The 13,946-nt window shown below is 65.4% G+C and carries 13 protein-coding genes; 7 read left to right on the forward strand and 6 right to left on the reverse strand.

The window, feature by feature from the left end; translation table 11 throughout:
* Window positions 1-6: 6 nt before the first annotated feature.
* Window positions 7-1,881: a TRAP transporter large permease gene (locus tag CV770_RS19385; protein ID WP_245323494.1), complete on the reverse strand. Its 1,875-nt coding sequence runs from the start codon at window positions 1,879-1,881 to the stop codon at window positions 7-9.
* On the reverse strand, window positions 1,881-2,912 hold the full coding sequence (locus CV770_RS19390; protein ID WP_104463443.1) for a TRAP transporter substrate-binding protein: 1,032 nt from the start codon (window positions 2,910-2,912) through the stop codon (window positions 1,881-1,883). Before CV770_RS19390 ends, CV770_RS19385 begins: the two co-directional genes overlap by 1 nt.
* 427 nt (window positions 2,913-3,339) lie before the next feature.
* Here CV770_RS19390 and CV770_RS19395 point away from each other — a divergent pair, with 427 nt between their 5' ends.
* Window positions 3,340-4,818 (forward strand): caspase family protein, encoded by a 1,479-nt coding sequence (locus tag CV770_RS19395; RefSeq protein WP_091961572.1) that lies wholly within the window; start codon window positions 3,340-3,342, stop codon window positions 4,816-4,818.
* Window positions 4,819-4,870: 52 nt separating this feature from the next.
* Here the strand turns inward: CV770_RS19395 and CV770_RS19400 are convergent, their stop codons facing one another.
* The 3 genes from CV770_RS19400 to CV770_RS19410 all read right to left on the reverse strand — a co-directional run bounded on the left by CV770_RS19400 (window position 4,871) and on the right by CV770_RS19410 (window position 8,144).
* The gene (locus CV770_RS19400; protein WP_104463444.1) at window positions 4,871-5,242 is read right to left on the reverse strand and encodes a hypothetical protein; all 372 of its coding nucleotides are present in this window, start codon (window positions 5,240-5,242) and stop codon (window positions 4,871-4,873) included.
* Window positions 5,243-5,275: 33 nt separating this feature from the next.
* Complete coding sequence (locus CV770_RS19405; protein ID WP_104463445.1) at window positions 5,276-6,586, reverse strand: Spy/CpxP family protein refolding chaperone; 1,311 nt, start codon at window positions 6,584-6,586, stop codon at window positions 5,276-5,278.
* 133 nt (window positions 6,587-6,719) lie between these two features.
* A complete protein-coding gene (locus tag CV770_RS19410; RefSeq protein WP_104463472.1) occupies window positions 6,720-8,144 on the reverse strand; it encodes an FAD-binding oxidoreductase in 1,425 nt (474 codons plus the stop codon).
* Between the two features lie 84 nt (window positions 8,145-8,228).
* On the opposite strand from CV770_RS19410, the gene CV770_RS19415 reads away from it, so the two are divergent.
* Window positions 8,229-8,735, forward strand: coding sequence for a thioesterase family protein (locus CV770_RS19415; protein WP_104463446.1), 507 nt, complete (start codon window positions 8,229-8,231; stop codon window positions 8,733-8,735).
* 16 nt (window positions 8,736-8,751) lie between these two features.
* Here the strand turns inward: CV770_RS19415 and CV770_RS19420 are convergent, their stop codons facing one another.
* The gene (locus CV770_RS19420) at window positions 8,752-8,925 is read right to left on the reverse strand and encodes a DUF1328 domain-containing protein (protein ID WP_018319670.1); all 174 of its coding nucleotides are present in this window, start codon (window positions 8,923-8,925) and stop codon (window positions 8,752-8,754) included.
* A gap of 237 nt (window positions 8,926-9,162) precedes the next feature.
* Between CV770_RS19420 and CV770_RS19425 the strand changes: the two genes are divergently transcribed.
* The 5 genes from CV770_RS19425 to CV770_RS19440 all read left to right on the forward strand — a co-directional run bounded on the left by CV770_RS19425 (window position 9,163) and on the right by CV770_RS19440 (window position 13,945).
* Window positions 9,163-11,781: an ATP-dependent helicase gene (locus CV770_RS19425; RefSeq protein WP_104463447.1), complete on the forward strand. Its 2,619-nt coding sequence runs from the start codon at window positions 9,163-9,165 to the stop codon at window positions 11,779-11,781.
* 9 nt (window positions 11,782-11,790) lie between these two features.
* On the forward strand, window positions 11,791-12,078 hold the full coding sequence (locus CV770_RS19430) for a type II toxin-antitoxin system HicB family antitoxin (RefSeq protein WP_104463448.1): 288 nt from the start codon (window positions 11,791-11,793) through the stop codon (window positions 12,076-12,078).
* A gap of 88 nt (window positions 12,079-12,166) precedes the next feature.
* Window positions 12,167-12,583 carry a hypothetical protein gene (locus CV770_RS42665; protein ID WP_028145495.1) on the forward strand — a complete coding sequence of 139 codons (417 nt, stop codon included), beginning with the start codon at window positions 12,167-12,169 and terminating at the stop codon, window positions 12,581-12,583.
* Window positions 12,583-13,254, forward strand: a complete 672-nt coding sequence (locus tag CV770_RS42670; protein ID WP_201759926.1) for an OmpA family protein — start codon at window positions 12,583-12,585, stop codon at window positions 13,252-13,254. Before CV770_RS42665 ends, CV770_RS42670 begins: the two co-directional genes overlap by 1 nt.
* Before the next feature lie 31 nt (window positions 13,255-13,285).
* Window positions 13,286-13,945 (forward strand): Mpo1 family 2-hydroxy fatty acid dioxygenase, encoded by a 660-nt coding sequence (locus tag CV770_RS19440; RefSeq protein ID WP_245453799.1) that lies wholly within the window; start codon window positions 13,286-13,288, stop codon window positions 13,943-13,945.
* Window position 13,946 lies beyond the last annotated feature (1 nt).

Genomic DNA, 13,946 nt, shown 5'->3' on the forward strand with positions numbered 1-13,946 from the left:
ACTCCTTCAGTAGCCGAATGCCCGCGGCAGCGCGGTGCTCAGCCATGGCACGAAGGCGATGACGAGCAGGCAGAGGAACAACAGGCCGAGATAGCCCATGATCGGCTTCACCGTCTGCTCGATCGGCACGTTGCCGATCAGGCAAGCGCCGTAGAGCCCGAGCCCGAGCGGCGGCGCGAACAGGCCGATGCCCATGGCGATGACCAGCACGACGCCGAAATGCAGGGGATCGACGCCCAGCTGCACCGCGACCGGCAACAGCAGCGGCCCGAAGATGATCAGCGCGGCCGCGCCCTCCAACACCGAGCCCATCACGATCAGCACGGCGATCGCGAGCAGGATGAACAGCCAGACGCCTGAGGTCTTCGACAATCCGAGCATGAAATCGCCGACCGCATGCGGCACCTGCTGCAAGGTCAGCGTGAATGCGAGCGACTGCGCGGCGGCGACGATGAACAGCACGAGACCAGCGCGCGTCGCCGCCTGCACGAAACTGTGCGCGGCCGATTTGAAGCTGAGCTCGCGGAATACCACGCTGCCGACCACGAGCGCATAGGCCACGGCAAAGGCCGATATCTCCGTCGCCGTGGCAAAGCCGCTCTTGAAGCCGAAGAAGATCATGAAGATCAGGCCGAACGAGGCGATCGCGCCGCTCCACAGTCCCGACACCGGCATCTGCGGCTCGACGTCCTCGACCTTGTCCGGCCGCTTGCCGAAGATGATGGACACCGCGATCAGCACCAGCGCCATCAGCGCTGACGGCAAAAGCCCGGCGACGAACAGGCCGCCGATCGACAAATTGGCCACAAAGCCCAGAATGATGAGGTTGATGCAGGGCGGAATGGTCTCTGCCATCACCGCGGACGCCGCCAGCAGCGCCACCGCGCCACCAGGGTTCTGCTTCGAGCGGCGCGCCGCCGGGATCAGCACCGAGCCGACCGCGGCGACATCGGCCATCTTCGAGCCCGAGATGCCCGAGAACAGCACCATGGAAGCGACCATCACGACGTTCAGCCCGCCGCGCATGCGCCCGACTGCGCGCTGCAGCAGCTCGATCAACCGCACCGACATGCCGTTGGCTTCCATGAGGTAGCCGACGAGAATGAAGAAGGGGATCGCGAGTAGCACGAAATTGTCGATGCCGCGCGCCATCTGCTGGGCGAAGATGACGCCGGGCAGCGCGCCCTCGACCCAGATGAAGATCAGCGCGGCGAGCGCCAGCGCAAAGCCGATCGGCAAGCCGCCGAACAGCGTCACGAAGAAGCCGATCAGCATCAAGGTGCCGGCCGACGGCACCGAGGATGGCGACAGATAATCCCAGGCAAGATATAGCCCGGTGACGACGATGATCGCAACGAGCCCCCTGACGATGTCGGGAAGCGGCCTCGCGCAGAGATGGTCGATCGCGAACACCGTCATGAACAGCGCGCCGACGCCCATCGGATAGAAGGTCAGCTCCAGCGGCAGGCCGGAGCCGGTGGTCTGGCCTGCGGTCAATGAGCCCAGCTTGATGGCGTTGTAGGCGACGTAGCCGGAGATCAGCACGACCAGCAGCGCGCCGGCGGCATCGACCAGCGCGCGCAGGCGCAGCGGCAGGAGATCGCGGAAGAAGGAGACACCGACATTCTCGCCGCGCGCGAGCGCGCTCGCGGCGCCGAAGAAGGCCGAGCCGACCATCAATCCGCGTGCGACGTCGTCGGACCATTCGACCGGCGCGTTGAAGAAGAAACGCAGCAGCACCGAGACGCAGACCACCACGAGATCGGCGGCGAGCAGGATGGCCGCGATCGCATCGCTGAGCCGAAGCAGCAGGGCGATGCTGCCGTGGCGGCCGGCCGAAACGGGCACGGCGGCTGTCACCACCATCTCAGACCTGGCCATCAGGCTTGCGTCGCGCGGATGATGTCGATGACGGCCTTGGACTCCGGACGGGTCTTGATGAAGTTCTCGATCTGCGGCGCGACCCGCTTCTTGAAGGCCTCGCGGTCGCATTCGGCAACCGTCACGCCCTTCTCGGTCAAGGCCGCCAGCGCCTCCTTCTCGACCGCAAGCCCATGGGCACGCGTGTCGGCCGCGGCCTTCTTCGCGGCATCGAGAAAGCCGTCGCGCAGCTTCGGGTCCATGCGGTTGTAGGTCATGTCGCTGAAATAGATCGCAAGCGGCGAGAAATTATGCTGCGTCAGGGCGTAGAATTTCGCCGTCTCGAAGAACTTGCTGGCCAGGATCGTCGGCGGATCGTGCTCCAGGCCGTCAAGCACGCCGGCCTGCAACGCCGTGTAGATCTCGCCGAAGGCCAGCGGCGTCGCGGCGGCGCCCATCAGCCGCAGGCATTCCGTGATGACGGGGTTGGGCAGCGTCCTGATCTTGAGCCCGGCGAGATCTTCCGGCGTTTTCACCGGCTTCTTCGCCAGCACGCTGCGCGAGCCGAAATTATAGGCCCAGGCGATGATGCGGATGTTGCCGCCCTTGAGCAGGGCGTCTTCGATCGGCTTGGCAGCGCCGGCATCGAACGCCTTGGTCTGCTGCGGGAAGCTGGAGAACAGAAAGCCGAGATCGTAGGTGCCGACCAGCGGCACCAGATTGGCCGAGATCGAGGAGCCTGACACCATGAGATCGATGACGCCGAGCTTCACCGAGTTGATGACGTCGATCTCCTGGCCGAGCTGGTTGTCGGGGAAGAACGCGACCTCGATTTGCTCACCGAGCCCGTTGCCCTTCAAATTCTTGACGAGGTTGTCGTAATAGACGCGGCCGTTGGCGAACTTGGGATCGTTCGGCAGCGAGGAGGAGCATTTCAGCTTGAGCGTCGCCGCTTCGGCGCGGCCGATGATGGCGGGGGAGAGCACGAGGCCGGCGGTGACCGCCGCCGATGACTTGATGAACGCGCGACGGTTCACGGGCACGATGGTCATGGTGCGGTCTCTCCCACATTATTTTTTGTTCGCCGCGGTCGTTGCCGTGGCCTGTTGCGCGGACTGTATGGCCAAAGCGACGGCGCAGGCAAGCGTGGCGGTCGGCCGCCGCAGAGCGCGCCCGCGGCGCGTTCCGTCAGTCCGTGAGCGCTCCGAAACGACTATGATTCCCGGGATTTGCGACGAGGATCGGCTTGTGGCCTCATCTGCGCGAGGGCGCTTTCGCGTGGGCCCGGCATCGATCCAATTGGAGCATGGATCAATGCGCAATTCACATGGATGAGCCCAGAACGATGCCCTTCAGGCTCCGGCGGACATTCTGCCCCATTTTGCCGCACACCGAGCGTGATCCAGTGCACAGACAGACGCATGGCGGCCCCCTAGAAAAAGTGACATCATCGCACGTATTGCCGATGGAGGTGACACCATGCGCCGTCCAGCCTTTCCCAATTTGCTTCTTGCATCCGGTTTTCTCGCGCTCGCACAGTTGATGACACCGACGGAAGCCGCGGCCGAAGCGCGGCTCGCGCTGGTGATCGGCCAATCCGCCTATCGCACCGTGCCCGAGCTGCCCAACGCCGCCAACGACGCCAAGGGCATGACGGAGCTGCTCGGCAATGCCGGCTTCAGCGTCACCACGGCCGCCAACCTGGCGCAGAACGAGATGCGCGCGGCGATCTCGGATTTCGCCGGCAAGGTCAGCGCCAGCGGCGCCGACACGGTGGCACTGGTGTTCTATGCCGGCCATGGCCTGCAGATCGACGGCGAGAACTACCTGGTGCCGGTCGATCTCGATCCCAAGCGCGAGGCCGATATTCCGCTTCAGGGCGTGCGGCTGAACGACATGCTCAACACGCTCGGCGCGCTGCCGACGCGGGCGCGCATCTTCATGCTCGATGCCTGTCGCAACAATCCGTTCCCGGCGCTCAGCGGCGCCGGCCACGGGCTTGCGATCGTCGACACCAAGGCCGGCGCGCCGGGCTCCTTCATCTCCTACTCGACCTCCCCCGGCGCCGAGGCCGAGGACGGCAGCGGCATCGACAGCCCCTACACCACGGCGGCGCTGACCGTTGCCAAGCAGCCCAATTTGCCGATCGAGGAAGTGTTCAAGCGCATCCGCGTCGCCGTCGCGCAATCGACCGACGGACGGCAGATCCCCTGGGAAAGCTCCTCGCTGACGACTGACTTCAAGTTCTTCGGCGAGAGCAGCGGCAGCCAGCCGGCCATGCCGGGCGCGTCCTCGATGGCGCTCGCCAGCGGCACGCGCAGCGTCGAGGATTGGCGCAGGGACTTGCAAGGCAAGCCGGCCATGGTCGCCTATGAACTCGTCATCACCGACGACACGGTGCCGGCGTATCAGGCCTATATCGAGCTGTACGCTCAGGACACCCGCACGCCGCGCTTGCGCACGGTGCTGGAACGGCGACGCCAGATGCTGGCCTGGGAACGCGCAACTGCGATCAACACCCGCGCCTCGTTCGAGGCTTATCTTGCGAACTGGGACAACAGCGATCTAGCGGCAACCGCGCGCAGGCTGCTGCTCCGCGTCCAGAACCGCAACTACGGCCTGCCTGTCGCCGCCGCCGCCGCGAGCCCTGCCCCGGTCGCCGTCGCGATGGCGCCGACCTGCCCGTGCTCGACGCCGTCGAGCCCGGCAACGCCCGTCAATCCGAGCGTCGCGCCCGTGATCAAGAAGCGCGTCGACGACACCCCGCCCAAGCGCAAGGTGGTCGAGACACCGCCGAAGCGCCGGCCGCCGCCTGAGGAAGTGGTCTACGAGCGCGCGCCGCCCCCGGGGCCGCCGCCAGCCGCCGTTATGCAAGGCATCGGCGTCGGTATCGGGATCGGCATTGGAATGGGCGGCCGCGGCGGCGACCATTATCGCGGCGACTACCGCAGATACTGAGACTGTCCAGCATAGACATTGATCTGGCTCGCGCCCGACGCGCGAGCCGGATCTACTGCGCCAGCGCTGGATAGTCGTGTTGGACGGCCTCCCGGATCCAGCCCGCCTGGATCGCGCGAAACAGGATCTGCGCCGTCTTGATATCATTTGCCTTCACGCAGAGGTCGACGATGCGGCGGACCGCATCGTCGCGCATCAGATCGTCTGCGATCTTCATCGCAATTTCCATCGCGACGCGGGCTGCACGTTCAAAGCGCTCACGTTCGCGCTTATCAGCCTGTGCGGAGCCTCCGACAGCCTCCGCGCCCGCTCTCGCAGCCTCGCAGATGTTACGAATGCGCTCCGCCGCGTCGATATCGCCGATCGGTCCCTGGATCGGCTCATCCCAGATGTCGGCCGGCTGCCGCCTTGCGAACCAATTCATTGCCCCACCCCTGGCCTTTATGGCTTGCACCGTTCAGGACGTGCGGCGCGGCCCGATCGCCTCGAACTGCGCCTTCTGCTCGTCGTTGAGCGTGGCGTAGAAATCATCGAGCGCCGCGCGCACCGACTTGATCCCGTCCAGCATCGCATCGAGCCGTTTGCGGATTGTGGCCATGCGTGCCGGCGGTGTCATCACGTCATTGGGCTCGCAGCCCGCCTTGAGCGATGCGCTGACCTTGGCGCTTGTATCCTGGAGCACCTGGAGCGCCGCGCGCTGGGTGTCGCTCGGACGAAGCCGCTCATCGATCGCAGCACCGGGCCAATCGAACGCGGCGGTCACATTGCAAGACTGCACCGACGCTTCCCTCGCATTGTTCGATGCCGTCGCACGACGCTGATCCTCGGCCAGCGCATTGAAGCGCGCCTTCTGCTCGTCGTTCAGCGAGCCATAGAATTGGTCGAGCGCGGGCTGGACCAGCTCGACAGCCTTCTGCATCGCCTCGATGCGCTGCTGCATCGCTGCGAGCCGGCCGGGCGCCGTCGCTGCGGCCTGCGTCGGACAGGATGTGCGGATCAGCGCTGCCGCGTCGACTGAGGCATTGCCGAGCGCATCGAGAGCGGCGCCCTGCGCATCTGTCGGCTGCACCGCGGATGCGATCTGATCGATCGGTAGTCCGGCGATGGCACGGCGGTCACTGCCGCAGAGCTGATCGAGCGGTGCGCTACGCGCCCGTCGTCGTCCCTGCGGTTGCTGCGGCAGATAGGCCGACAGGCGATCATAGCCATAGGGGCCGAAAATGCCTGCATAGATGTCGGGGTAACCGTAACCCCAGAAGCCGAGCCCGTCGCCCCAGATCGTGTAATCGTAAAGGTCGTTATAGGCGAACGGCCAGAACAGCGGCCCGACCCAGCCATAGCCGCCGCCCGCATGCTGCCACCATCCGCTGCTTGCGCCGCTCCAGCCGGCCAATGCGGCCGCTGCCACGATCTGTGTACGCGCTGCCGGATTGCTGATCAGCCGGCCATTCCGGAATGCGCTGGTGTTCAGGGCGTTGCGGAAGCTCGCGGGGCGGATCGCCGCATTGCGGATCTGACCGAAGTTGGGCCCGCCGCGTCGGACCCCGGACGTGAACCGCATGCCGCGATGATGCCCGCCGGCATGCCCATGTCCACCGCCGTGGCCACGGAAATGTCCGCCGCCGTGATGGCCACCGCCGTGCCCGCCTCCATGGCCACCGCCATGTCCGCCCCCATGTCCACCCCCATGGCCGCCCTTGGCCATAGCCGCGCCCGCCAGCATGCAGGCAAGCGCCATCGCGGCAATTCCAATGACCGGTCGCACCATCGCATCCTCCCGCAGAGCCGCGCCATTGAGGCATCGGAACTTGGCGGGAATTGGAACCGACAGGATTGCCGAAAGTTCCCGCCCCGACCGGTGGACGGCATCGGCCTTGCGGCGGCTTTGTTGTGCCGAAGGCCTACGCCTCCGGCACAATCTTGCCGGGATTGAAGATGTTGAGCGGATCGAGTGCCTTCTTCAGTGCCCGCATCGCATCGAGCGCCTCGGGGCCGAGCTCTGCCTGGAGGTATTTCTGCTTGCCCTGGCCGATGCCGTGCTCGCCGGTGCAGGTGCCGTCCATCGCCTGCGCGCGCTCGACCAGGCGATGCATGAACTCTTCGCCGCGCGCCATCTCGGCGGCATCCTTGGTGTCGCAGACCAGCGAGCAATGGAAATTGCCGTCGCCGACATGGCCGACGATCGGCGACAGCAGGTTGAGCCGCTTGAGATCTTCCTCGGTCTCGCTGACGCAATCGGCGAGCCGCGAGATCGGCACGCAGACGTCGGTCGCGACCACGCCGATGCTATCACCGGGCCGCAGCGCCTTCACGGACCAATAGGCATCGTGCCGCGCCTGCCACAGTTTCGTGCGGTCCTCCGGCTTGGTGGTCCAGGAGAATTCGCCGCCGCCGCAGTCCTTTGCGATCTCGCCGAAGGCCTTGGACTGCTCGGCGACTTCGATCTCGCTGCCGTGGAATTCCATCAGGAGCAGCGGCGTCTCCGGCAGCGCCAACTTCGAATAGGCGTTACAGGCTTGCACCTGCGCGGCGTTGAGCAGCTCGATGCGCGCCACGGGAATGCCGGTCTGGATCGCCAGGATCACGGCCTGACAGGCCCCGTGCACGCTCTCGAACGACACCGCACCGGCCGCGATCGTCTCGGGGATGCCGCGCAGGCGGATGGTCAATTCCGAGATGATGCCGAGCGTGCCTTCGGCGCCGACGAACAGATGGGTGAGGTCGTAGCCGGCGGATGACTTCTTGGCGCGCGTGCCCGTGGTGATGATCTCGCCGTCGCCGCGCACCACCTTCAGCGCCAGCACGCTCTCGCGGATGGTGCCGTAGCGCACCGCATTGGTGCCGGAAGCGCGGGTCGAGGCCATGCCGCCGAGCGAGGCATCCGCGCCGGGATCGATCGGGAAGAACAGGCCCTGGTCGCGTAGATGCTCGTTGAGCGCCTTGCGGGTGACGCCGGGCTGGATCACGCAGTCGAGGTCCTCGGCGTGCACCGCGAGCACCTTGTTCATGTCGCGCAGGTCGATCGAGATACCGCCGGCCGGCGCGTTGACCTGGCCCTCGAGCGAGGTGCCGGTGCCGAAGGGAATGACGGGGACGCGATTTTTAGCGCAGATCCGCACCACGTCCTGGATGTCGGCGGTCTCCTGCGCCATCACCACGCCATCAGGCGGCTGGTTCGGGATCCAGGTGGTGGTATGGCCATGCTGCTCGCGCACGGCCTGCGAGGTGATGAGGCGGTTACCGAAGCGTGCGGCAAGCTGCTCCAGCGCGCTCGCGAGGGCTTTCGGCTCCGGCCGCGGCGGATTATTGGTGATGGTGGTACCCACGGACATTCCTCCCGACAGAAGAACCGTGGCAAAGGATATAAAACCGGTCAAGTCAAGCGACCGGACGCATAGCTGGAAGGAAACATGCCGGAGACTGCCGCCTCAGCGCCCAAAGCCGAGCCGTTCCGCGCCTCGATCATGCAGATCGAGCCGCAATGGATCGACTATAACGGCCATCTCAACATGGCCTATTACAACGTGATGTTCGACCGCGCGATCGACCAGCTCTGGGCCGAGCTCGGCATCGGGCCGACTTACATGAAGGAGCGAGGCGGTTCGACCTTCACTGCCGAATGCCATGTGCGTTATTTGCGCGAGATCCACCTCGGCGATCCCGTGCAGATCCTGGTCTGGCTGCTGGAGGCCGACAACAAGCGGCTGCACACGTTCGAGGAGATGCGGCACGCAACCGAGGGCTGGCTGTCGGCGACTTCCGAGAACATGTCGCTTCACATGGACATGAGCTCGCGCAAGGTTGCGCCTTTTCCGCCGGATATAAGCGAGCGCATCGCTGCGGTCACAAAGGCCCACAGCGCGGTCTCGCGCCCCGAGGGCATCGGCCGGAACGTGGCGATGCCCTCGAAGCGGTAGCGCGTGATCCGGCGGCCTATACCCTGTTGCGGCCGCGGGCCAGGCCGACCACGGCCGAGACCAGGAACAGAACGACCGCGATGAAGAAGATGATCTTGGCGATCTCGATCGAAGCGCCGGCGATGCCGCCGAAGCCCAGGATGCCGGCGATCAGTGCGATAACCAGAAACGTCACAACCCAGCCAAGCATGGTCAAACCCTCGTCTTGATGTCTGTCTACGTCTGGCGCAGCTGGCCGCGCCACCTGTCCAGACAATCTCGAGGCGGGAACGATGGTTCCGGCCCGGACAGGGTGGAAATTCGCGAGGACCGCTGGAACAAATTGACGTGCCCCGCACGTGGAAAACCTCGTTCCGCCGCCCCATATAGGCACCAATCCCTGTTAGAAGGCTCCCTTCCGCCACCCCGCGGTGCCATCGTGGGGCCCATGATTCGCATGACCGAGCCGAGCAAGATCACGTCCCAGAACGTCCCCGACCACCAGCCCGCAGCCGGCGGCATTGCCGCGCGTGCGCGCGCCTCGGTGGGCCCGAAATATCTGTCCGGGCTCAATCCGGAGCAGCGCGAGGCCGTGGAGACGCTGGACGGCCCGGTCCTGGTGCTGGCCGGCGCCGGCACCGGCAAGACGCGCGTGCTGACGACGCGTATCGCCCACATCCTGAGCCAGGGCCGCGCCCGCCCCGCCGAGATCCTGTCGGTGACCTTCACCAACAAGGCGGCGCGCGAGATGAAGCACCGGCTCGGCCAGATGCTCGGCCACGCCGTCGAGGGCATGCCGTGGCTCGGCACCTTCCACTCCATCGGCGGCCGCATCCTCCGCGTCCATGCCGAGCTGGCGCAGCTCAAGTCGAATTTCACCGTGCTCGATGTCGACGACCAGGTGCGGCTGCTGAAGCAGCTGCTGCAGGCCGACAACATCGACGACAAGCGCTGGCCGGCACGCATGCTCGCCGGCCTGATCGACGGCTGGAAGAACCGCGGCCTGATGCCGTCGCAGGTGCCCTCCGGCGAAGCCGCCATGTTCGCCAACGGCAAAGGCGGCAAGCTCTATGCGAGCTATCAGGAGCGGCTGAAGATTCTGAACGCGGCCGATTTCGGCGATCTGTTGCTGGAGAACATCCGCATCTTCCGCGAGCACCCGGATATCCTCAGGCAGTACCAGCAGCGTTTCAAATATATTCTGGTCGACGAATATCAGGACACCAACGTCGCGCAATATCTGTGGCTGCGGCTGCTGTCGCAGGCGCCGTCGGCGACCAAAGCCGTCGTTCCGGGGCGCGTCGAAGACGCGAACTACGACGCGCAATTGCGCGTCGGAGAATCTCGAGATGAGTCCTCAGCTCTAGATTCCGGGTCTGCGCCTTCGGCGCATCCCGGAATGACCGAGCAAGCGGCGATCGCGGCTGCGCCCAATGCCCCAACCAAAAACATCTGCTGCGTCGGCGACGACGACCAGTCGATCTATGGCTGGCGCGGTGCCGAGGTCGACAACATCCTGCGCTTCGACCACGATTTCCCCGGCGCCAAGGTCATTCGCCTCGAGCGCAACTATCGCTCGACCGGCCACATCCTCGCCGCCGCATCGCATCTGATCGCGCACAACGAAGGCCGGCTCGGCAAGACGCTGCGCACCGAGGACCAGGACGGCGAGAAGGTCACGGTCACGGGCTCGTGGGATTCGGAAGAGGAAGCCCGCGGCATCGGCGAGGAGATCGAGCAGATCCAGCGCCGCGGCGAGAAGCTCAACGAGATCGCGATCCTGGTGCGCGCCTCCTACCAGATGCGCGAGTTCGAAGACCGCTTCGTCACGCTCGGCCTGCCCTATCGCGTCATCGGCGGCCCGCGCTTCTACGAGCGCGCCGAAATCCGCGACGCGCTGGCTTATCTGCGCGTCATCAATTCGCCGGCCGACGACCTCGCCTTCGAGCGCATCGTCAATGTGCCGAAACGGGGCCTCGGCGACGCCACCGTGCAGATGCTGCACGACCACGCCCGCAAGCGCCGCATTCCCTTGTTCGAGGCGGCCCGCGCGGTGGTCGAGACTGATGAGCTGAAGCCGAAGGCGCGCGGCTCGCTTCGCGAGGTCGTCGCCCAGTTCGACCGCTGGCGCGCCCAGCGCGAGGTCACCGCGCACACCGACCTCGCCCAGATCGTGCTCGACGAGAGCGGCTATACCGAGATGTGGCAGAAGGACCGCTCGGCGGACGCCGCGGGCCGGCTCGAAAACCTGAAGGAGCTGGTGCGCTCGATGGAGGAATTCGAGAACCTGCAAGGGTTCCTCGAACACATCTCGCTGGTGATGGACCGCGACAGCGGCGCCGACGAAGACGCGGTGTCGCTGATGACGTTGCACTCGGCCAAGGGGCTCGAATTCGACAACGTGTTCCTGCCGGGCTGGGAGGAAGGCCTGTTCCCGAGCCAGCGCACGCTGGACGAACAGGGCCGCGCCGGCCTCGAAGAGGAGCGTCGGCTCGGCCATGTCGGCCTGACCCGCGCCCGCCGCCGCGCGATGATCTATTTCGCCACCAACCGCCGGATCCACGGCACCTGGTCGACCACGATCCCGTCGCGCTTCCTCGACGAATTGCCGGCGGCCAATGTCGAGATCACCGAATCCAAGGGCGGCTCGGCCTGGGGCGGCACCGGCGGCTACGGCGCCTCGCGCTTCGACGACATGGAGGCGTTCGGCTCCACCTATTCGACGCCGGGCTGGCAGCGTGCCCAGGCCAACCGCAACCGGGGCGGCGGCCGTACCGGCGGCGGTGGCGGTGGCTTCGAGGAACAGGCCTCGTCGTTCTCATCCTCCTCGTCATCAGGCCCCGACTTCGGCAGCTTCTCCTCACGCCGCCGCGGTCCCCTGACGATCGAGGGCGAGCTGGTCGCCAAATCGACCGGCACCACCTCGGAATTCTCGTTGTCCGATCGCGTCTTCCACCAGAAATTCGGCTACGGCCGCGTCACCAAGATCGACGGCAACAAGCTCACCATCGCCTTCGACAAGGCCGGCGAGAAGAAGGTCGTGGACAGCTTTGTGCAGCGGGCGTGAGCGCCCGATATGGCTCCGTATGTTGCCATCATCGAAGACACCGATCCCGACACTGTCAGCCTATGGTTTCCCGACCTGCCCGGCTGCATTTCCGGCGGTGATGACGTCGACGAGGCCCTGGAGAGTGCACCCGAGGCACTCGCCTTCTATGCGCAGGAGCTGATCGCGGACGGCCGGCAGCTTCCTCCGCCCAGAACATTGGACGAGCTCAAGGCCGAGCCTGAGTTCGCCGACGACCTCAGGAAACACACGGTCGCCCTGATCGAATGGCCGCCCCGTGAAGACGCCGACGAGTGAGGACTGTTCGCCGCACTCGCCGGGCCTTCGACAGTTCTCGTCCGAACAGCCCTTGACCCGCCCGAACTTCCCCGTATCAGATGCAGCCATGGTCCGGGGCTCCATCACACTGATCTTGCTGGCATTGGGGATGCCGTCGCTTGCGGCGGCGGAGACCATGAGCTTTGGCGATTCGATCGGGCTGCTGGCCAAGAGTTGCGGTGCGGAAATCGTCGCCAATTGCCGCGGCGTCAACCCGGATTCGACCCGCCTGAAGGAGTGCCTGTCGCGCAATCGCGACGTGCTGTCCCAGCAGTGCGCGAGCGACTATCTCGGCGCGTTCGACGCCATCCAGAAGCGCGTCGCCGCGCGTGTCACGGTGGCGAACGCCTGCCAGCGCGAGATCGTCAAGGTCTGCGGCGGCTCGACCAAGGAGACCAGCAAGTCGATCCCCTGCCTGGTTTCGACGCCCAAGGGCATCAGCAACAACTGCCTGAAAGCCGTCGACGACGCGGGGTACCGCTGATGCGCGCGAGCAGGCTTTTCATTGCCGGAACTGCAGTCGCGCTCGGTCTCGCTTTGCTCGCGAGCACTGCCGTCGCCCAGACGGCGGCACCGACCCGCGACGACATCGTCAGCAAGCTCAACCATTTCGAAGAGGCCGCCGAGGTCGACTTTCCCGCGCTGAAGCAGCAGGTGATGGAGCGCGCCAAGGCCAGGATCAAGAACGATCCGGGTCCGGTGAACCGGCCGCCGATCGCGCCTGACCTCGCCAAGCTGCCGGCCTTCAACGCGCAGATCCAGTTCGATGCCGACACGCCGATCATCCAGCCGACCTCCTACCAGACCGTCGGCCGCATCGCGGACGCGCTGGTTCATTCCTCGCTGCTGCCCTACACGTTCCTGATCGTCGGCCACGTCGAATCCAACTCGAAGACGCGCGAGACCAACGCGATCCTGAGCCAGCGCCGCGCCGACGCGATCCGCGACGTGCTGGTGAACACGTTCAAGATCTCGACCAAGCGGCTGCATCCGATCGGCCTCGGCGAGGAGCAATTTCTCGACCGGGCCAAGCCGACCTCGACCGTCAACGGCCAGTTGCAAATCCTGACCTACGCCAAGGTACCCGAGGACGCGCCTGCGCATCCGGCTGCGGCGTCTGCGCCTGCGGCGAAAAAGCCCGCCAAGAAGCGCTGAGCGAACGCAGCTTCGCATCCGACGGAACCCCTTGAAGTCCCGATCGTTTTGTAACCTGTCCGGGGCGCACAAATACGGTTTCACGCGACAAAAGCGCCGGTTTGTGCACCGCCCGGTCCAGTGCTATAGCCTCTGTTCGCCCTTCCCCGACCCCGTGCTGCATGAGACCGAAATGGGTGGCTATTTTCAGCGCCAACTTGCCGTTTATGTCGAGTACCATCGCGACCCACGGAACACGGCGATGCATGTGGTCGGTATTCTCCTGTTGTTCACAGGCGCCGTGATGCCGCTGACGCTGGTCAGGCTTCCGCTGTTCGGTTTCGATGTCAGCCTCGCCGTGATCCTGGCCTTGCCGGTCCTGATGTATTGGCTGCTGCTCGATGTGGCGCTCGGGATCGGCATTCTGGTCGTCTCGATCGTGCTGTTTTCGGTTGCGACGACCGTTGCGGCGCAAGTCAGCACCGCGACGATGTGGGCGATTTTCGCCGCGCTGGTGGCGCTCGGCCTCGCCGCGCAGGCCATCGGCCACAAGGTTTTTGAGGGCCGCGAAGCCTCGTTGTTCACTTTTCCTTCGCATCTTTTGCTTGGACCGATGTTCGTGATGGCAAAATTATTCATTGCATTGGGCTTCCGTCGCGACCTTGCCGCGATTCTGGCGCCTCTTCCGACCAATTCCCTTTCAACCCGATAGC

Source organism: Bradyrhizobium sp. AC87j1 (genome assembly GCF_002936975.1).
Taxonomy (GTDB): domain Bacteria; phylum Pseudomonadota; class Alphaproteobacteria; order Rhizobiales; family Xanthobacteraceae; genus Bradyrhizobium; species Bradyrhizobium shewense.

Bases quoted from the DNA above. Each gene is read 5' to 3' on its own strand.
- CV770_RS19385 (WP_245323494.1), bottom strand. From the start codon at position 1,881: ATGGCCAGGTCTGAGATGGTGGTGACAGCCGCCGTGCCCGTTTCGGCC.
- CV770_RS19390 (WP_104463443.1), bottom strand. From the start codon at position 2,912: ATGACCATCGTGCCCGTGAACCGTCGCGCGTTCATCAAGTCATCGGCG.
- CV770_RS19395 (WP_091961572.1), top strand. From the start codon at position 3,340: ATGCGCCGTCCAGCCTTTCCCAATTTGCTTCTTGCATCCGGTTTTCTC.
- CV770_RS19400 (WP_104463444.1), bottom strand. From the start codon at position 5,242: ATGAATTGGTTCGCAAGGCGGCAGCCGGCCGACATCTGGGATGAGCCG.
- CV770_RS19405 (WP_104463445.1), bottom strand. From the start codon at position 6,586: ATGGTGCGACCGGTCATTGGAATTGCCGCGATGGCGCTTGCCTGCATG.
- CV770_RS19415 (WP_104463446.1), top strand. From the start codon at position 8,229: ATGCCGGAGACTGCCGCCTCAGCGCCCAAAGCCGAGCCGTTCCGCGCC.
- CV770_RS19420 (WP_018319670.1), bottom strand. From the start codon at position 8,925: ATGCTTGGCTGGGTTGTGACGTTTCTGGTTATCGCACTGATCGCCGGC.
- CV770_RS19425 (WP_104463447.1), top strand. From the start codon at position 9,163: ATGATTCGCATGACCGAGCCGAGCAAGATCACGTCCCAGAACGTCCCC.
- CV770_RS19430 (WP_104463448.1), top strand. From the start codon at position 11,791: ATGGCTCCGTATGTTGCCATCATCGAAGACACCGATCCCGACACTGTC.
- CV770_RS42665 (WP_028145495.1), top strand. From the start codon at position 12,167: ATGGTCCGGGGCTCCATCACACTGATCTTGCTGGCATTGGGGATGCCG.
- CV770_RS42670 (WP_201759926.1), top strand. From the start codon at position 12,583: ATGCGCGCGAGCAGGCTTTTCATTGCCGGAACTGCAGTCGCGCTCGGT.